Source organism: Amycolatopsis sp. NPDC000009 (assembly GCF_055563465.1).
The window spans coordinates 650,363-669,750 of sequence record NZ_JBVHDI010000003.1 but is presented as its reverse complement, the minus strand read 5'-3'; the positions used below and the strand labels follow the sequence as shown (position 1 = coordinate 669,750).

Sequence of the window (19,388 nt, the reverse complement as noted above, 5' to 3'; positions counted from 1 at the left end):
ACCGACAGCTCGAGACCAGCAAGCGACGACGTGGTCTGCGGTACCAGGTGCTGGGCTTCGTCGATGGGTACTGTTCGCGAAATGGTAACTCGCTGTCAACGAAGCCGTGACACAGAGGAGTCGTTCGCTGGTCAGGCCCATGATCCCCTCATCCGTCTGCCGGGTGCTTCCTGGATTGGGAGCGCAAGGCGTCTGCGTCCCTGTGCATTCCCAAGGCGGAGAGCATCTGTGCCAGTTGATCGTGGATTTCGTACCGCGCGCTTGGAGCGAGATCCGGGATCAACGCGTCGAAAGCGGCGATGAGGGCATCCACCGGAGGCAGGATGTCATCACCGGCCACGATCTTCACCGTACGATTTAGGTCTTCGACGACCGAATTCAGCTCGGTGATGTCGTGGTTGTGGTTTCGTAGCCACCAGAGGGTTGCCGATGCCGTGCTCTTGAAGACGGTGTCCTTCAGGTAGGTGAGTTCGGCGCGTTCGATCTCGTGCCCGGCGGCGGCGACTTCTCGCCGCCGGAGGTGTTGCGCGTGTTGCTGCGCCAGTTCGAGTTGGTCCGGGTTGACGGTGAGGACGACATCTTCCGCCCATACACGGATTGGAGGTTTGTCGGGCAGCAGGCTGGCTTCCGCCAGGTCCGCGGCGAGCTGGGTTCCGGCGAGGTTTGCGTGGATAGGCGAGTAGCTGCTCAGCAGCCTGGCGGCGCGGGAGGTGACTTCCTTGCAGGCTTTCTCTTGCCAAGCTGGTGATGCGCTCCAGACCACGGTGCAGGTCACCTCGAAGTCGAAGCCGGGCAGTTCACTGGGAATTGGGCCCGCGAACGGTGCGCGCCGGTCGGGCTCGTCCGGCGCGGGCTCGACCGGTGTCGTGCGACGGCGCCATCGCATGTTCAGGAGTCCTCGTTTCGGATGAATTGTGGGGTGAACGGATGCCTGTTCAGTAGTTCTTCTGCCAGTGCCTGGTGTACGGCGAGGCGGGGGTCGGTGCGGTCGTGGTCTTCCCAATAGCGGGGGATGAATCCGAGCCAGCGGTCGGCAGCCATGCGTACCGCGCCGATCTGCGTGACCGGCGCGTCGGACGTTGCCGCGGCTTCGCCGAGTACACCCAGTAGGAAAGCCTGCTGGTCCGAGGCGGTTACCAGGTCAAGCCAGGATCCGATCGCCTCGTGGACGAGCGCGTGGTCTTCCAGAGCCAGTTGGGCCCGCCAGATCCGGACCAGTGGCTGCCGGTGGACCCCGATGAACTCGCCGGCGTCCGCGGAGAGCAGTTCGCGCAGGATTCGTACCGCGACGGCCCGCTGCCGTTCCTTGCCGCTGCGCAGCCACTCGTCGAGTTTCGCCAGCACCTGCGGGAACGCGCCGTTGTCGCGGACAAGGGCGAGCACGGCCGCCACGACCTCGTCGTTGACCCACCGGTCGTTGTGCAGGGCGAGGTTGCCCAGCCGGGTAAGCGCCTTGTCTGTGTGCTTGCGGCCGAACTTGGACCGGCACACCGCCAGCACAAGATTGACGAGTTCGGGGGTGAGGTCGGATTTCCGGGCCCAATCGTTCAGCTGACGGTGCACCACTGGAGCGCTGCGATCGTCGAGCGCCCCAGCGGTGACCAGGTCGACGGCCATACGGGCGGGCATCGCCTTGCCAGAGCCTGTCCACCTTTCAGCCACCTTCGTGATGAACTTGGCGGCGTCTTGCGACGCACAGAGGTCGAGGAAGCGACTCACCAGGCCGGCCCTGGCGTCATCGTCCAACCGGAGCCGCTGCCCAAGTCCGAGCGCGGTCACCCAATCCACCAATTCCTCGCGGCGTTCGTGATACCCGTGCCAGACATGCCGGAGGACCGAACGGTCGTAGTAAAAGCGGTCGAACTGTGCCCGGTCGTCGGCGGAGCTAACGCCCTTGAGTTCGGTCAGTCGGCCGGCGAAGCCACGGCCCTCCAGCAGCTTCCCGGGTGGGGGCGGGTACCCGGCGATGGTGAGCAGCTCGCGTTCCGCCCAGTACTGGGTTTCGGTCGAACAGCCGCTGAGCAGGGCGACGGTGAGCATCAGGCTGCGTCGGTTCCAGTCTTCTTCCTTGTCGAAGACGGTGATCAGCTCGGTCGTCCAGTTGCCGTAGGCGAGGACCGCCTTTTCAACCACGGTGTCGATGGCGGTGCCTTCTCCTGCGAGGTGGTGTTCTCGCACGATCAGGTCGGCCAGCCAGGCCGCGTCGGCGGGATGGGCCGATGCGAGCGCGTCGGTAATCTTGGGGTTGGATGAGATCTCCGCGGGGATCGTGGTCTTCTGCAGGTGGGCGAGCAGTACGTCCCCGGCAGGCGGTTCGATGAGCTGCTTGGTCCGGCCCTGGTAGAGCGCCTGCAGTCCGGGCGGTGGCGGTTCGGGCAGGAGCACGACGAGATGGGCTTTCGCGGCCGTGACGGTACCTAGGAAGCTCTTGAGCTGGCCTTCGGCGTTGTCGAGCACGTCGTTGTCGGTCTTGGTCAGGTCGAGCAGGATGTGGGCGTTCTGTGCGACGCGGCGCAAGTTGAGTTGGGTGTCTTCATCGAATTCGATGACGTTGATCGTCGGTGTTTCGGCGCTAGATACGGCTTTGAGCGCTAAGACGCCGGCCGTCCACCGTCCGCTGTGCGGGCGGCCGTAGAGGAAGACGACTTTGTTGGCACGCAACGAGTTCACGATTCCGGTGAAGTCGTGCGGCTCGGCGAAGCGGTCCTTGAGCCAGCGGAGGTGGCCAGGATCGATCTCGTCCCGGACGATCAGGTCCCGGAACCCGCTGCCGGTTCCGAAGAGCTGGAGAATGTCTCCCGATTTCTGCACGTCGACGGAAATGCCGCCGGTGACGTCGCCGCCCACGGTCACGTTGCCATCGCCGGTGACCGAGGTGCTGTCGGTGGGGGCTGTGAAGCTGTCCGTGGTGGTCATCAGTCCTTCTTCCCGTTCTTGCGCACGTTCTGTCGGATACCGCCGCGTACGCTGCCACCGGTGACGATGTTCCCGTCGCCGACGGTGTGTTGATGCGAGTGCCGGGATTTGTCGGTCCAGCGATACTGGTCCCGCATTTGGAACGCGTTCCCGTACACGGTGCCGTTGATCGTGTTGGTCACCGCGGTGTCGGCTTCGGGAGCTTCGTTCGGCGAAACCGGATCGTTGGGAACCAGCTCGTCCGGCGTGCCGATGCCCCGGGACAGCAGATCACCCGAGGGCTTCGGCACGTGCAGGTAGGCGTCGCCCACATAGCTCTTCACCGACACCGGGACACGAACGAACTCACCCGGTGCCTTCGCCGCGTACCCGGAGAGCACAACGTCCTCGTAAACGCGCGCCGAGAGCACCGCGGCGACGAACGTAACCTCAGGTTCGGAGCTGGCGAGCAGCTCGCGCACCGGCTCGCAGTCCAGGAGCCGGTGTGTCTCGACCATGGCCGCACCTGAGCCGTCTCCGAGCCGAGCATTCCCGGAATCGATCAGCGGGCCCACCGCGACGCTCACCCGCAGCCGGGTCGGCTCCCCGGATTGGCCGAGGCGCATGCGGTGGTGGTAGGCCAGTTCATCTTGCAGGGCGTCGAGGAACGACCCGATGAGTATCGGCAGGGTCTCCGGGCGGAAGCCGACCACGAACCCGTCGCCACGACCGGCCGGGAATCGACGGTCCGCCCAGACCGCGGCGTGGCCCGCCCGCTCGAACGCACGCTCAAGGATGGTAGGGATCAACTCGGTGAGCGCGTAATGGTCGGCGGGGGTGACTCCGCTGAAGTTCTTGACGTCCACCGACAGCACCGCGTGGTACGGCGGCAGCTCGTCGGCGGGGGAGTGCGTGTCCTCAGTCATGGGAAGCACTGTGGCCTGCGGGGCCGCGAGGTGATGTCCACCAGAAGACGAACAGAAGTGACCTGTGTCACTTTAGAGTCGGGTATGCGTGGCGGCGGAGCTTGTCGAACCGTTCGACGGTCAAGTTGCGCTCGGCGCTCAGGACGCCTTCCTGGCGTAGCTGGGCGACCAGGCCGGCCACGAGGCTGCGGGACAGCCCCAGCACGTGACCGAGCCGGGTCTGCGAGAGCGGGATCAGGCGAGGGTCATGTCCCGGTTCGGCCAAGTCGGCTAACTGCACCATCAACCGTGCGATCCGCCTCAACGGGGGCAGGCTCAACATGTCCACCGAGTCCTGGCCCGCCCGTTGCAGCTTGGCTGCCACGTACCGGCCGACCTCCCGGTGGACACCGTCGGCGACGAGCACGCGCTCGAAAGTGCCTGAGGGCACTGCAAACGCTGTGCAGTGTTCTAACGCGTAAACGTCGGCCGTGCGCACCCCGCCGACCTCGAACGCCACCTCTCCGATCACGTCACCGGCGCCGCGCAGGGCGATGAGGCGGTAGTCGCCGTCCTCGGTGTGGCACCCCACTTCGACCCGCCCGGACGTCAGCAGCAGAACCGAGGTCGCCGGGGCACCACGTACGAAGATGGGCTCGCCCTTGCTGAACGCGCGTCGGAAGCCGAGCTTGCACAATGTCGACCAGGTGCGTTCGGGGACGAGCGCGCGAAACCCCCGGTGTGCATGATCATCTGGCACGACCAATCACGATAGCTGGTCGGAGGCTGATTGTCGGGCGAATCACCCGTTCAGCCGGACCTGTTGCCTCATACGAATCCGCGCCGGGGCGGGGCCGTCCTGGCGGCATCGCTGAGCGAAAGGCCCGGCTTCGCCGAGGTTGGGCCTGACAGACTAGCTCGATCTCGGCAACCTGCTGGCTCAGCTCGGCTATGCCAGAACAAACTTCGTTCGAAGCGTCTCCGCAACACAGGCATGTTCCCCACCGGAGTGGCGGCGACCGTACTACCGTCATGGCGTAGGTGCCTGCGTGCCACGACTTAGCCCTTTATGCTCACCAGCGAGCCGATGCGCTATCAGCGCGCCACGGAGGGGATTGCTATGCCTGAGCCTGTACTTGTGTCGATCGCCGCTGCCGCTGCGGGACGTGCGGTAGTTGGCCTGTACCAGTTGATCAAAGCTAGGTTCGCCGATGACCCCGACGCCACTGCGGTACTCGATGCCGCGGAAGGCGCCGCAGAGGACTCTGCGGAAGTGAACGAACTCGCCGCCACCCTCGAAAAAATGCAGGTCACCGACCCAGCATTCGGCGAGCAGTTGCGGCAGGAATGGGAACGAGCAACTGTCGAGCAGTACGGTGAATCCGACGGCGTGACGAACCACATCTCCGGTCACATCGGCGGCAACGTGGTGCAAGCCCGAGATATCCAAGGGGGAATCAAGTTCTGAAGCCGATCGGTAGCTCGCCCGCTGTGGGAGCTTCGTAGCCAGTGGCCCAGCGCGGATCCTGTCGCGGTCGAAACACTGTCGAATCCCCGTGCTCCGTCGGTGCTCTGCACTCAGCCGGCGGTCGCATGACGATGGGCCACGATGAAATGATCGGCCAGCACGCCGCAGCGCCCCGATGCTCCGGCGACAACTCTGACAGCCCAGACATCCGCACCGACACTCACTCCGGTGTGCCACCGACACCAAGTCAGCAATGGCACACCGACATCGGCAATCTCGGCAAGGGGCAGGCACTGGCTACTCTCGGCCCGATGGCGTGCGCCGGTCTAGCGGTCGGTCGTGACACTGCACCCCTCGTAGGCTCTCGGCATTTGATCCGAGCATCGGACCGTTACGCTGGCAGGGCAGCACTGTGTCCGGACAGATTTGCTGACGACGGCGTTGGACGCGCCTCGTCGTCGGCCAGCGCGGACGTGGTGGAGAGACACTCGGTGAGCGCAAGCTTGATCTCCTCGGCCACGAGCGACGGATAATCACCGACCCCCACTGCGGCGGCGCTTAGGCCGACGCGGACCATCGGAGAGGAAAGACTCAGCGAGCGCGCGCCATCCCGGAACATCCACGCCGGTCCGATCGTCCGTCCATACCAAACTGCCGTTCTCACCGCCACCTTCCTGCAGCGGCAGGATTCCCTGCCCGGCATACCAGGCCTTCTTTTTCTCCCAGCCGTTGCGGTACCTGGGGTCATGCAGGAGGCCGAGGTGCTCCCAGTAGATCGTGCGGCCGTCGGGTGCCTCAATGGTGAAGTCAGGCAACCTGACCCGCCCATCCGAGCCGGTGAGGCGTTGCTCGTAAGACCACGAGCTGCGGGCGAGCTCATTCAGGATCTCCGCAATAATCACCTCATTCTTTGACCGCACCAGGACGCCATTGCTGGTCAGGTGCACCAGGCCGGCATCGAGTACGCCAAGGTCGTGGCCGTCTGGACTGACCGCCAGGCGCGGGTCGGCCGGGCGGACCAGGTCGGTGAACCGGCGGGCGGTGTCCGATCCAGTCGCTCGGGTAAGCATGATCAGATCGGCGAGTGAGCCTTCGTGGCATAGCACAATCCGGTCGGTCTGCCTGGTCAGCGCGGTATAGAGTAGTTCTCTGGATAGCGCGCGGGTGCCGGTCGGGACCATCAGGAAGACTCTGCCGAACTCGCTGCCCTGCGCCTTATGTACGGTCAGTGCCCAGGCCAGCTCCACACTGGCGTCGTCGTCGCTCACCGCGTTGTTCACGGTTATCCGCGTGCCCGGCTGGGTGGAGAACTCGACCTGCGTTTCCCACGGCGCTTTCTTGCCCTTGCCGGCGAGTTGGCCGATGACCACACCGATCTCACCGTTGGCGACATAGCTCCTGGCTCTGCCCTGCTGGCTGGGAGCCCAGGATTTCAGCATCTGGTTGGCGAGGTTGACCACCTTGTCGCCCAGTACAATTTGCTCGCTACCGAGTGGTTTCGGCACAGACCGGTACCGGCTCGTGGCCTTCTTCAGCTCGAATTCCCGGTGTGTGAGCTTGAGGTGGCGGTTGAGCTGCACGGTGCCATGTGCCCGGCCGCGAACCGGAGAGAGGATCTGCCAGTTTTCGCATTTCCCTGGCGCTTCGGGGTAGCTGACCCACTTGTCGACGGTAGCGCCGTAGGACCTGGCGAAGCTGCGGCCGTCGTCACCGGTTATCACGTCAAGTTCGTCGCGCAGTACGTCGTCCACCACGTTGGCGATTGTGCGGCCCTGCCATGGCACGGCGGCCAGGGTGGGCATCGTGATGCCGGCGCGCAGCCGGTCCCATACTTCTTCCTCGCCGTCCGAGATCTCGTCGCCGCTGAACCACTGGGCCAGCATCAGGTCGTCGCGTTCATCTCCTCGCTGCCGATTGAGCACGGTCAACTCTGCCCAGCCGGGTGCGACACGCGGCCAGGAACCGTCGTGGTCCAGGCGAGCGGCGTGTTCCAGATCCACGAATGGACGGCCGGCGCCGATCGGTGGCAACTGGCGCGGGTCACCGACGAGGACGAGTCGGTCCGGCGGGTGCAGCGCGTCGAGTAGCGCGTCGAGCATGTCCTCGGTCAGCATGGACGCCTCATCTACGATGACGGTGCCGACCCTGGGGGCCTTTCGCGCGTCGTCACCGAGAGCGAGGTATCGGCCGGTCTCCCCGTCGTAGCGTTTGGTCTTGCCGAGGAAGCTGGCAAGTGTCTGGGCCGGGCTCTTGGCTTTCTTGGTCAACTGGACGGCGGCCTTGCCGGTTGGCGCGAGCAGCAGTACACCCTTCTGCTGGATTTCCCGCCGTTTGACTAACGCCTCGACGAGTGTCGTTTTCCCAGTGCCTGCGCGGCCATTCAGCAGCGTGACCCGGGAGGCGTACATTTCCGCCAGCGCTGCGCGCTTTTCTTCTCTGGCTCGCTGTTCCTGATGGTCGTCGGCGTTGATCGGGCCGAGGATTTCGTCGATTCCCGCTGACAAGTCACTCGGTACATCATGTCGGCCCAACTTGTGCAGGTAGTCCACGAACTCGGTGATACTGAAACCTCGGATGATGGCGGACCGCAGCTTGTAGGCAGGGCTGCCATCCGCGAGGGTCGTTCGCGCGAGCGGAGCCTTGTCCGGGTCCGGGTCGTTATCGAGGTCGTCCGGTGCCAGGCCGAGGCCGGTCAGCACGGTCGGGGTGAGGTCGAGCGGCTGGGCGACCGCCAGCTGGCGCACCCGCTCGATCGCCTGCGATATCGGCAGCAGCGTATGCCCGTCCGCTTCCGCGGTGGCAATCACCCAGGTCAGTGCGGCCTCGATCCGTCGGGGGTCGATGACGTCGGCGAACGACTCGTCGATCGGCAACGGGTGTCGGGCGGCCAAGGCCGGTTCGGGGAAACAGCCCCGGTCAACGACCGTAAACGGGATCGGTGCTGCACCATCCACCGTGTACGTGACAAGGAGGTACGGGTTGCGCAACAAGTCGGCGTACTCGATCGGGATAGGAGTCGTCCGGTCAACGACGCACCCAACTTCATCCTCGGTCAGTTCGAACCGGGCAAGCAGCCGCAGCACCCGCTTGGTTTTCGCGTCTAGCGAGCGCCAGATTCGCCGACGTGGCTCGGTGGCCAAGTACCGCACGATGTCCGGCGCCGGCCTGTCTTCGAGGGCTGCCACCAACACGTCCCACGGGTCGCCGCCGTCCGGCGTGGCCCCAGCGATGGTGTGCGCGGCGAAAGTCGGGTGCGCCCAGCCGAGCTGCGGCAGTACGGCAGGTAGGCCGGGTGAAGGACCGCGGCGTCGCCAGGTGAGACCGAGCTGAGTGTCGAGCCATGTGACGGCGGACGCCGGCACGTCGACGCCGAGTTCGACGGCGGCGTCTGCGGCCCGGCGGAGTTCGAGCAACGCCGCCACCGCGACGTCGTCCGAGACATGCTCGGTGAGGTACGAGAATTCGCGGTGTTGTTCCGGCGCAACCGGTAGCGCCGCCGACACGTCGGTTCCCGTCTCGGCGAGCGCAGCGAGTTCCTGGAGTGGAAGCAGGATGCCGCCCGTGCCGTCTGGGCGCAACGTGTGGCTCAGCGCGGTCTCCCACATGTGGTTGGGGAACGCGGTGTTGCCGGGCCAGCGGCCAGGCAACTGGAGGTCGGCGACGGTCGCCGCGCCTACGAGTATTTTGCCTGCGTCCTCGAACGGGGAATGTTTAAGGTAAAAGAAGACCAGCGACTGCCCTTTATGTACATCGCGGAAAAACTCGGTCATCGCGGCCTGCTGGTTGTCCCCATGCAGCACCCACGGCGGCTCGAAGCCCAGCGCTTCGATGGCCTCCTGCTCGGCGTCCGCGCTGTAGTCGTCAACCTTGAAGTACGGCAGCACGCCTTCGTTCAGGTTCGCTCGGTGCAGCCAGAAGTACGGCGACACCGCAACCGACCACGGCGGCACGTGGATCGCTTTCTCCTCGATGCCTTTCAGCGCGGACGTCCACCGGTACGGATGCTTCTTGGTGACGAGTTGAGCGTGCGGGCTGAGAAACGTACTCCGCTCGGCGACGCACGGCACGCTGTCCGCAGGCAGGTCGGCGATCGGTGTTCCGGCGTTAGCGACCTCGAATTTGTCCCACCGGTTCTCGCCGATGTTCTTCAGCAGCAGGCACGAACTGTTGCCCAGCGGATCGCGGCAGACCGACCCGTCCCAGCCGTTGTCATGCCACGGCACTCGTACGGAGAGGTGCTGCACATAGACCACGCTGTCCTCCCTACTCTGCAGGTCCAACTCGTGAGTGTTCAGCCTATGCCAGGGAAGACGTGTCGTTGTGGATGCTGTTCGAACCTCTCTGGTGTGGCCTCGAGATCAACCGCGCGGCCGTCGGCTGACCTATAGGAGCGGTTGCAGGGTGGCGCGTGCTGGGGCTTCTTGCTCGACGGTGTACCCGCGTGCGAGGTAACTGCGGGCGAAATCTTCCACCGCGTCGGTGCGTTCCGCGACCGTGACGCGAAGTTCACGGCCGCATTCGATGCGGTGTTCACGTCGGTCGGCATCGACGTCCTGCGGAGCCCTGTTCGAGCTCCTCGGGCGAACGCGATCGCCGAGCGATGGGTAGGCACGGTGCGTCGCGAGTGTCTGGATCGGATACTCATCGTCAACCAGCGTCACTTGGAGCAAGTGCTGGCCGAGTATGTCGATCACTTCAACCACCATCGACCCCATCGCTCCTTGCGTCAAACGGCTGCCCGATCAAGTCCTGGTACCCGACCGCATGACCGGCACGGTACGGGTTCGTCGACGTGATCGGCTCGGCGGACTGATCCACGAATATCAGCAGGTCGCATGACGTGACACAGTTCTCGGCACCCACAGGCCAGCAGCACGCGATCACCAGAGCCCAGTTCGCAGCAGTGCCGTACATGTGCGGGAAGGCGAAGATGCCCCTGGCTGGAGCCCTTCGCGACCCGTCGAAGGTCTGGGTGGTGTGCCGCGTTCGCTCCCGCCTAGCAGCGAACGGTTGACGAGCTCGTGAAGCTCGAGGAGCAGGCGGGCGAAGCTTCTGGTCCCAGATGATTAGAACCAATCCGTGGCCGTAGTACCATCTGGCTCAAGACCAAGCCGGCGAATACGTTGCCAGTGAGGGTCGTCGGAAAAGGCATCTACTATCATCATAAGACCGTTGGCATTCCCTGCGTCTGTTATGCGTCGCGCCAATCGCACTGCCTCTTGCTCCTCCCCGTTCCTGCCGCGTGAGGCGACCAGCATCTCAAACGCAGACGGGTCTCCAGCAAATGCTGCTCGCTCTGCGAAAGTCTCCGCCTCATCACGGTTCCCCTTGTCTTCGAGCACCTCCGCCAAGAGAGCAAGGTCGATCGCGCTAGCTGGGCGTCCCGCAGATTCCGCTTCGGAGATCCTTTCCCGGAGGCTCTGCTCGAGCTTGTCAGGACCGCCACTTCGCTGCTGGATGTCTGAGAGTGGCCGTCGAGTGAAGGTCTGAACACCCTTATTCGCCCGCGCACGGAGTTCCGCGGCTTCGTGTTGATCGCCGGCTTCGGCGCGCAGGCGTGCTAGCTGTCGGAGCGGTCGTGCGCGCAGGAAACCGGCTGCTTCGACCGCTTCTCGCAACCACTGTTCCGCGCGAACCTTGTCTCCTGCTGATTCAGCCAGCTGCGCCAGGATTTGCAGAGATCGGGCATCGTGCTTGTCCGCCGCCGACAACAGCCATCGTTCCGCGCTATCGGTCTGACCACGGGCGTCGAGAAGGCGCGCCAGTTCGATCTGCGCAGTTGAGTTCCCCAGGTTCGCGGCCCGGTGGTAATGGGGTTCGGCTTGTTCGAAGTTGCCGGCCCGGGCGTGCATCTCGCCGAGCAGGACAAGCGCTCGGAGGTTCCCGAATTCTGCGGCTCGCTCGTACAACATAGCCGCGTGCCGGAGGCGCCACCGGTGTGCCGCGGCAGAGCCGAGCGAGAGGAGGACCTCGGTGTCCGCGAAATGATCACGCGCTGCCTGCCAGAACTCCGCCGGCGGAACCTCGAAGTATCGGCTCGTCCTGCCCCACTGCGCCAGGTAGTCGTTCAAGATGAAGGCAGGTTCGCCGGTCGGGCTCTGCCCTGGTTTCCGTCTCCGTCGCATCACGAGTCCAGATGCCCCGCGACACATCGCGCCGGCGAAAGTCACTGCCTGGTCCAACCACTGGTCGCCGGTCGACTGCCATTCGGAGTCGGACAGGTAGCCGGGCGCCGCGTACTCCAAAAAGGACTGAGGTGAATCCTGGGCATCGACCAACCTGTGGACGTCGAGTACGGCGTCGATGACCGCCCGAGCAGGAGACGGAGCGGCCTGGTAACGCTCCACCAAAGCCGGGCCCGCCGCGAGGTACTGTGTGATCTCGCCAAACCGTGAGAAGGCAACCGCTTGCCGCAAACGGGGATCGCCGCCGGCGGCAGCGCGTACTGCGACCAATTCCTCCTGGCTGAACCGAGAGGGAACTGGCAGCTGGTTGCCCTTGAGGAGGACGCGGACTTGTGGGTGCGAATCAACCTCGTCCGGAGAAGGAACATCGGTGATCCCGCTGAGATACTCCGGCCAGATGGTTCCCACGATGAGCACTGGTGCGCGCTGTCGATCACGGAGAAGTTCGAGCACGCTCGCGGCGAGTTGTTCGCACACAGTGGCTTCAGGCGACACCACGTAATGCTGGAGTTCGTTCAACCACACGACTGTGTACGGTGGCACGTGTGCCAGCCCGTCGAGGACGGCCTGTGCCGGAGAGGGTGAGATGGGGTGCCACACTGTCCACCCCGCCGGTAAGTGCTGAATTGCCTCCCAGCACGCCCTTGTCTTGCCAGCCGAAGAACCGCCGACGAGGACGATGACCTCGCTCGTGCCTTCGGAGGCACGCTGCACGATCTGGCCGAGCTCGTCGTCGTGCGGCCGTGATACGTATCGGGGAAGCGGCGGAAGAGCGGACTCGGCTTCGTCCGGGGCTGCGATGGCGCGGTGAACTTCGAGCTCGAACGGGTCGAGGTCGTCGATCGGTACCAGTCTCGGGACCGACAGCTCAGACCCCGGAGGAACCGAGCCGACGATGATCGTTCTGTTGTAGGTTAACGGTCCTGATTGTCCGATGCTGAAACCGCCCGATTCGGCGTTCAGTCCGCCGTACATGATGGCTGTGGACTTCTCGGCCTGGGCATTACCACGCTCCGGGAAGGACTGCCCTACGCCCTTGCCGGACCGGTAGGGTCCTGTTCGGGTTTTCCATTCTCTGCCTGCCCGCCGGTCATGACCCCGATGGTCAGCCCCGATCCGTGACTGTGGACGCCGTCGTTGATGGTGACGTCAGGTTGAGGAGGCGCGCTCGTGGGCGTCCCTTTACGCCGGTCGGTCCGCAACTGGAGTACGAACGCTGAGACGGCGACTGGGAACGAAAGGATGGCTACAACCCAACTTGAGCCCTCGATCGCGGGTCTTAGCGGATGATTCTCGCTCGATAGCCACGCCGGAAGGCCGAACCGCAGCAGCGCCCAGAGTCCTGCTGCCACACCGATCACCAGAAGAGCCACGGCGAGACCTCGCCACCAATGCCTCAACATCAACTCCTTTAGCTCCTGGGGCCCGGCGATCCTATGGGGCCGCAGTCTAACGCAACGGCCGAGTCGAGCGTCCGCTGTCGCGGACAGGGCCGCGCTTTCCGCTGGGCCAGTCTGTCCGCGGAAGTTCGCCCCTCTACTTTGGGCCGTTCGCTAGCCTGCCCAACAGTCCTGCCGCGGCTGCGACGACCATGACCGCATCATCCCTACTCCACACGAAGCTGTTCGTCACTTCGTCATCGTGGTTTGCGCCGCTGGCGAGGCTGTAGAGGCTGTCGACCAGGACGCTCCATCGCTGTGATTGCGTACGTTGCCGTGCTTTCGTTAGCTGTGCCGACGAGTCCACAAGATTCACACCCCTCACATAGTCGAGCGCGGCGCGGGCCTTGATGATGGCTTCCTCGTACTTGCCGTCGATGATGTGCCCTTTGGCTTCTCGGACACGGCTGGCTGCTTTTCGTAGCTCGCTGCTGTCACATGGAAGTGGCACCAAGACCTCCATCGCAACCGCGGTTCCGAGGCTGTCAAGCTGTCGCGCCCATGCCTCAGCTGGTATCAGGGCTACCTCCTGCGCCTGGACGACCGGGTGCAAGCCATTAACGGGATGGAGCAGTACGGCGTCGAGATGGAGTCGTAGCGAAATGTCGCGGCCGTTCCGTAGTTCCTCGATGGACAGGAGTTGACTGTTAATGAGGGTGCATGTCAACTGCTCGGTCGTCTGATACCCGTGAGTCGTCAGTTGTTTGATATGCAGCGGCCCAAGCCACCGGCGTGCGCTGTCAACCTCCATGTACAGCTCGCCGCCCAGTTGGATCGGCAACCCCTCTGCTAAACCGACCGACGTCATGGTCACGGCGATTGCAAACCGATGAGCGCCTGCACCTGGCATCAGGTTCACGCTGGCGTTACTTGGCCCAGCGCTCACCCGGAGCGCGTGATCGTATGCGAAGTTCAGGTCAACCATGGGTCGTTTCCAAAATGATCATCTCGTCCAACTTGAAGGCGCTAGTTGTCATGTTTGTCAAGGTCAACTGGATGCGGATTCTGCGGCCGTCGTCAAGTTGCCTCCTTGCGATGTTCGGGTTCTATTGGACAACGGGAAATATGTCGATCGAGCTCGCAGGCTCTCTGAATCGAAAGTCGTAGGATTTGCTTGCGGTTTTCTGCTACTGAGTTCCAGCATCTTCCATGGGAGTGAGTCGGATCCAGGTTTCGTTGTGTGGGTAGATCACGGTGACGCCGGCGTGGTGGAGGTAGGCGATGAGGTCGTTGCGGGGGCGGGAGGGGACGAGTACGGCGTGGTTGGTGGCGTTGGCGTAGCGGCCGTAGTCGAGGAGCTGTCCGACGGCGAGGCGGAGTCGGTCGCGGGTGACGCTGCCTTTGGCTTCGATGAGTTCGTGGGTGGTTTCGTCCCAGAGGTCGCTGTAGAGCGGTTGGGTTTCGCCGGGCGGGACGACGCGGAGGCGGCTGACGGTGTGGCCTTGGCGGTGGAGGTGTTGTCGGTAGTGGTTGACGAGTGTGGCTTCGCGGCGTTCGAGTTCGTAGGGCTCGCGGTCGGGGGTGACGAAGGCGCGCTCGGTGTGCTGCTCTTCGACGGGCACGACGTCGACCCGAGGGTCGGTTACTGGGCTGATGGGGAGCGCGGGTAGATCGACTGGGACCTGGGTGAGGGGGCGGAGTTTGAAGACGACGACTTGCCGCAGCGTGTCGGGGTCGCCGGTTTCGTGGGCGTCGGTGAAGTAGTGGTCGACTAGTTCGAACTCGCCGAGGTAGGTGACTTGGGTGCCGCGGCTGCGGAAGCCTTCGAGGGTTCGTCCGTCGGCGCGGTGGTTGAGGATGGACTTGTTGCCTTGGGTGAGCTGCTGGTCGCCGCGCTGGCCTTCGCCGACGTAGTGGAAGAGGTTGTCGGTGTCCCAGCCGTCGTAGTAGCCGTGCTGCTGGCCTTTGACGGGGTCGGTGAAGAAGAGCACAACCTTCTCGCGGCTCGAGGGACCGATGCCACCCTGCTGACGGCCTCCATAGCGTGCGTGTACCTCGCGCCGAGGTAGCTCATCTCCGGGGGTCAAGCCTTCAAGCAATCTCGTTAACCCTTCAGTTTTAGGTCTGATAACTACCCTAAAAAGCTATCATACTTCTGTGCTTTGCCGGTAAGGCGATCGCGCTGTCCCAGTTCGGTGCTCTGCGGGTAGAGGCCTGAGGGGACGTGGTCTGCGCCGCCGGACCACCTCGGCTCAGGTCCTGGTCGCAGGAGTAGGCGATCCTGGCTGTGATGAGGCGTGGCTCGACGGCGAGCGCATGCCGCACAGAGGTCAGGGTGTCTAGAAGGGCGCCGGCTCGGGCTCAGCTCCAGGCGACCATGCTCAGTGAGCAAGAGGCCGATGAGTCGGAGGTTCTTCAAGGGGACGGAGAGTGCATCCGGCATCATGTGGTAGTGAGTATCAGCGACAAGGATCGCAAGATCCTCTGGGGACGCTCGGGCAACCGATGCGCAATGTGCCGCCGAGCGCTCGTCGCCGAGCGAACGTCAGCCGACCACGAGGGTGTCGTTGGGGACGAAGCCCATATTGCAGCACGCTCACCTGGCGGCCCTCGGTACGGCGAATGTGTTCCTGAGGATACTGACCGATACGAAAATCTGGTCTTGCTGTGCCGTACCGACCACAAAACAGTCGATGATCAACCAGGGTATTACACGTCAGCCCACCTCAAGCAGGTTAAGGTAAAGCATGAAGCTTGGGTTGAGCAGGCACTCGGCAAGTCTCCTGAACCAATTCGATTTGAGCTTGACGCGGATAATAAGGCATTCGCGCTTCGGTTGTTGAAGACAGGTAGTGACGTATGGGAGATCGTCAGTAAAGCCGACCGCTTCTATCTCGAAGAACTTGCCGAGGAAGGTGCAACCTCTGGCGAGCTCGACTGCTCGGCGTCATTCCTGCAGAATGCGAAAGATTGGGGTGACGTCAGTGAGGATGTGCTCGCTGAGGGCATGCAAGCAGTTCGTCAAGCGAAGACGTCTCTGGCGCAAGATTTGGGCGCATTGCGAGAAATGGGCATCATCGTCTTAGGCGGAAGCCGGCACGGGCTGATCACCGGAGGGTACATGCCGCCAGCACCATTTACTGATGGATGCCTGATAGTTCTGCGTTCCAATGACAAACGCGTCCGTCACAAGCTGGTCTGATAGAAGTAGTTTTATAGCGTATCGTTCAGAATCTGCCCGTGGGCGCCGGTCGGTCAGTACGAGTTTTTCGCACTTTCGACAACGCGCCTGGTCTATTTCGAATGGAAGCAATTCTGGCCTACCGATTGCACCACACGTGTAGAGGCGCGTTGGCTGTGCCACGCAAATAGGTTTCGGTGGCCGCCAGCAGCTCCAGCTGGGGGCCACTGGCCTTTTTGGCCGATAGTCCGGGTTGGATGATAGTGACTTCAAGGCAAGGCTTGAGGACACGAGCCTGTTCTCGCAGCCGGTACAGGTCGGCGATGCCGCCGACCTCGAACGGGCTGACCGCGGTGCGCTCATGCTTGCGCCGGGCGCGGCGTTCTAGATTCACGAATAGCGGAGCGATGTCGGCTCGGCTGCGCCAGACGACGCTTTTCTGCGCTTGCCCGCACACCTCGTACAGGTCTGAGACTCGCGCGCCGGGATCGCCGCCAGCGTACTTGCAGTGGAAGAAGTGGATGAGCAGCCCGTCGGCATCGACTTTAAGGGCGACGACGTCGGCGATCTCGCCTTTGCCGTCGTCGTCGACAACAAGGTCCCATGTCTGATCCGTCCGGAGCTGGCGGATCACTCGGGCTTGGATCGAGTCGACGCGTTTCGTCTTGCCTTGGGACTCGACTCGCAGGTCGGTGCCGGCCCAGTCCAGCACCCGAAGCTGTTCGCGTGGGAACGGCGCGATTTTCTGTTTAGGGTCGAAGAGTTTGTCGTTGTAGATGACGCGGTCGCGGTTGAGCAGGAACGTCAAGCCGTATCGGTCGGTGAGCCACGCACTCAACGAGAGTGTGCCAGATCGGCTCGTGCTGACCTCGATCTCGTCAGGTTCGGAGCAGCGGTAGATCAAGCGTCCGTCGGTGAAGTCGGCTTCGTAGGCGACGGTCCACGCGTCGGTGCTCACGCAGAAGCGCAGGGGGCCGGTCTCGGCCTCGTCCCAGGGACGCAGGTCGACGTCGACCATCGGGTAGGGTCGCTTGTCGTACGTCAGCTTCAGTTGTTCGCTGGAGGATGCAAGAACTTCCCAAGGCCATTCAACGCCCAGCAAGACCCCGTCAGGCCGGGCATCTAGCTCCTCGGGCACGATGAAGTGCCGGATGATGTCGTCGATGCTGATGGTGTCGTCGAGTAGCTTGTCGCCGACGGTGTCACACCAGTCTCGCCAGTGCTTCACGGTCGGAGCTTTGTTATGGCTCCAGATCCGGCCTTTGATCGAAGCGCTGATATTGACCCGATCGCCTTGTCGGTATCCGGATCCGGAGATGTTGGTTTGCGTCTTAGTCTGCGACTCGACGGTGGTGAAGCTTTCGGCCACGTCCGCGCCGACGTGCATGGAGAACCGGCGGAAGTGATTGCGGACGTCGAGCACGCCGACCGTGGTCGGCACAAGCCGGGTGATGTCGCCCATCACCCGGTACACCTTCGACCCGGTGAACCGCGTCGAGGGACCGGCCACATGCTCGGCCAGCTCGGGGAACAAACCGCTGTTGGCCGAGTTATTGATATATAGCAGGCGACGCCGGCGGTCGAAATACAGAACGAACAGCTCATACGTCAGCTCTTCAACGGTTTTCACGTCACCCCAGGAGACGGTGGAGCGGGACGCAACGACGCACCACGCCACACCCTGGACCGGGTTCAGGCCGATCGGATTGGTGAGCAGGTTGTCCTCGCCGAAGAAGTCGACGATCCTCTCCGGCGTCCACTCGTCCGAATGGGTCTGATAGACGACGGTGCTCATCTTGGGGGTCAGCGTGCGCAGCATGACCTCGTCCGGGGCGCTGGTGAACCCAGCCTCGAACTCGCCGATCGCACGCTGCTCGCTCAGCGCTGCCTCCGACAGATCCCGTAGGACGTCGTTCCAGTCGGCGTTCTCCGCGTACAACGCTCGTAACCGGTCGTCGACGTGATACTCGGTGCGGGCGACGAACACCGACGCGTCTCCTAGCGCGGCGTTGGTGGACGTGCGTGCCAGCCTGCCGACGAACTGCAATGTGACACCGAGGCTTTTCTGCGGATCGTGCACAGCGGCGACTTTGAGCGCAGGTAGGTCGAATCCCTCGCCCAGCATGTTCACGCAGACGATGATTCGCGAGTCGCGGCTGCGCATCGCGGCGAACGCGTTCTTCTTCGCCTTCGTCGAAAGACTGTGATAGACGCCGACCGGCGCGAACTCTGGGGCGAGCTCGCGATAGAGCGGCAGCAGCTGGTCCACGCGTTTGGTGGTTTTCACCCGCACTAGCAGCAGATGATCCAGCTCAGCTTCCCGATCGCGACGCAAGCGCTCCACCGCTTGCCGCGCCAGTTCTCGGTCGGTGTCGACGAAGTCGATCACCGAGGTGTAGTTGATCGACGCAAACAGGCGGTGCCGTTGTGCCTCCGACAGAGGAAAGTCATAGATGATCTGACCTTCGACGTGCCGACCATCCTCACGGAACGGTGTCGCGGTGAACTGCACGACCGGCCTGGCAGCGAATGCGTCCCTGGTGTCGGCCCACGTCCGTGCCTCGACGTGATGCGCCTCGTCGACGAACAGGTGAGAACACAGTGCCCGCAACGCCGACCGCGCGTCCGGGGCGCACGCGGTCAAGGCCTGCGGGGTCGAGACGATGACGTTGCACGCCTCAGCGAACGCTTCCGCCTGTTCAACAGACTTCAACCCGCTACAAAGCTGCCCGACGACCGGACGCATCGCCCTCGGTCCCGCGATCCCCAGCTCGTGCAGCACACCCAGCCTGATGAACGTGCTCGAGATTTGACTACGCAGCACCTCCGAAGGCACCAGCACCAGCAGCCGCGGCAACCTGGCCGCCAGCAGCAACGCCACCATCGTCTCGGTCTTACCCGTACCGGTCGGCATCACTACCGTCACTGGAGCGACACGCCCGGTCGTCCAATACCCCAGCACTGCGTGTAGCGCCCCCAGCTGTGGACGCCTCAAACCGGCGCGTTCCGGAGTTCCTTCTTGGAAACTGAGCACATCGTCGTACGAGTCAAGTACCGTCTCAGACGACCAGCGAGCGCGCGGGCCAACCCAGTCGCCGATGACTACCGGCCCGCCGGGCCTGCTTCCTGGTCCGGCCCTCAACTTCAGCGTGCCCGGGGTACCAGACGTCCCAGCTAGCGTGGCAGGCCAGATTCCGAACCGATTCTGCGCTATCAACCCGGACGGCTCATCAACTGCGCTGAGCGTGAAGTCCGTGGACGTGGGAACCAGCAGCTGCTGCACAGCGTTACCGTCGACCGTCTCCGCTGTCGCCCAGACATCCGGCGACCGCCATCCAGCTGCCATGGTTACCCCTTTCGGCGGAACATGACATG

General features: G+C 63.5%; 12 protein-coding genes. 3 read left to right on the top strand and 9 right to left on the bottom strand.

The genetic code is table 11. The features are described from left to right. Positions 1–148: 148 nt before the first annotated feature. The 4 genes from ACZ3HL_RS12920 to ACZ3HL_RS12905 all read right to left on the bottom strand — a co-directional run bounded on the left by ACZ3HL_RS12920 (position 149) and on the right by ACZ3HL_RS12905 (position 4,560). Positions 149–886, bottom strand: coding sequence for a hypothetical protein (locus ACZ3HL_RS12920; protein WP_465530854.1), 738 nt, complete (start codon positions 884–886; stop codon positions 149–151). Positions 887–888: 2 nt separating this feature from the next. Further along, positions 889–2,916: a hypothetical protein gene (locus ACZ3HL_RS12915; RefSeq protein WP_465530852.1), complete on the bottom strand. Its 2,028-nt coding sequence runs from the start codon at positions 2,914–2,916 to the stop codon at positions 889–891. Then, positions 2,916–3,821 (bottom strand): hypothetical protein, encoded by a 906-nt coding sequence (locus ACZ3HL_RS12910; protein ID WP_465530850.1) that lies wholly within the window; start codon positions 3,819–3,821, stop codon positions 2,916–2,918. The genes ACZ3HL_RS12915 and ACZ3HL_RS12910 overlap by 1 nt, the downstream gene beginning before the upstream one ends. Before the next feature lie 67 nt (positions 3,822–3,888). Then, positions 3,889–4,560, bottom strand: a complete 672-nt coding sequence (locus ACZ3HL_RS12905; protein ID WP_465531067.1) for a Crp/Fnr family transcriptional regulator — start codon at positions 4,558–4,560, stop codon at positions 3,889–3,891. Between the two features lie 309 nt (positions 4,561–4,869). On the opposite strand from ACZ3HL_RS12905, the gene ACZ3HL_RS12900 reads away from it, so the two are divergent. Beyond that, a complete protein-coding gene (locus tag ACZ3HL_RS12900; RefSeq protein WP_465530848.1) occupies positions 4,870–5,268 on the top strand; it encodes a hypothetical protein in 399 nt (132 codons plus the stop codon). Positions 5,269–5,801: 533 nt separating this feature from the next. On the opposite strand, the gene ACZ3HL_RS12895 is transcribed toward ACZ3HL_RS12900, so the two are convergent. Next, entirely contained in the window at positions 5,802–9,521 is a 3,720-nt protein-coding gene (locus ACZ3HL_RS12895; RefSeq protein ID WP_465530846.1) for an AAA family ATPase, read from the bottom strand. Between the two features lie 273 nt (positions 9,522–9,794). On the opposite strand from ACZ3HL_RS12895, the gene ACZ3HL_RS12890 reads away from it, so the two are divergent. Continuing rightward, a complete protein-coding gene (locus ACZ3HL_RS12890; protein ID WP_465531065.1) occupies positions 9,795–10,064 on the top strand; it encodes an integrase core domain-containing protein in 270 nt (89 codons plus the stop codon). 270 nt (positions 10,065–10,334) lie between these two features. Here the strand turns inward: ACZ3HL_RS12890 and ACZ3HL_RS12885 are convergent, their stop codons facing one another. From ACZ3HL_RS12885 to ACZ3HL_RS12875, 3 genes are all read right to left on the bottom strand, one after another. Further along, positions 10,335–12,428 carry a tetratricopeptide repeat protein gene (locus ACZ3HL_RS12885; protein ID WP_465530844.1) on the bottom strand — a complete coding sequence of 698 codons (2,094 nt, stop codon included), beginning with the start codon at positions 12,426–12,428 and terminating at the stop codon, positions 10,335–10,337. A 561-nt stretch (positions 12,429–12,989) separates the two neighbouring features. Beyond that, positions 12,990–13,817: a hypothetical protein gene (locus tag ACZ3HL_RS12880; RefSeq protein ID WP_465530842.1), complete on the bottom strand. Its 828-nt coding sequence runs from the start codon at positions 13,815–13,817 to the stop codon at positions 12,990–12,992. A gap of 202 nt (positions 13,818–14,019) precedes the next feature. Then, positions 14,020–14,931, bottom strand: coding sequence for an SRA domain-containing endonuclease (locus ACZ3HL_RS12875; RefSeq protein WP_465530840.1), 912 nt, complete (start codon positions 14,929–14,931; stop codon positions 14,020–14,022). A 353-nt stretch (positions 14,932–15,284) separates the two neighbouring features. Here ACZ3HL_RS12875 and ACZ3HL_RS12870 point away from each other — a divergent pair, with 353 nt between their 5' ends. Next, positions 15,285–16,034 (top strand): HNH endonuclease, encoded by a 750-nt coding sequence (locus tag ACZ3HL_RS12870; protein WP_465530838.1) that lies wholly within the window; start codon positions 15,285–15,287, stop codon positions 16,032–16,034. A gap of 118 nt (positions 16,035–16,152) precedes the next feature. Here ACZ3HL_RS12870 and ACZ3HL_RS12865 read toward each other — a convergent pair whose 3' ends face one another. Next, positions 16,153–19,359, bottom strand: coding sequence for a DEAD/DEAH box helicase (locus tag ACZ3HL_RS12865; RefSeq protein ID WP_465530837.1), 3,207 nt, complete (start codon positions 19,357–19,359; stop codon positions 16,153–16,155). Positions 19,360–19,388 lie beyond the last annotated feature (29 nt).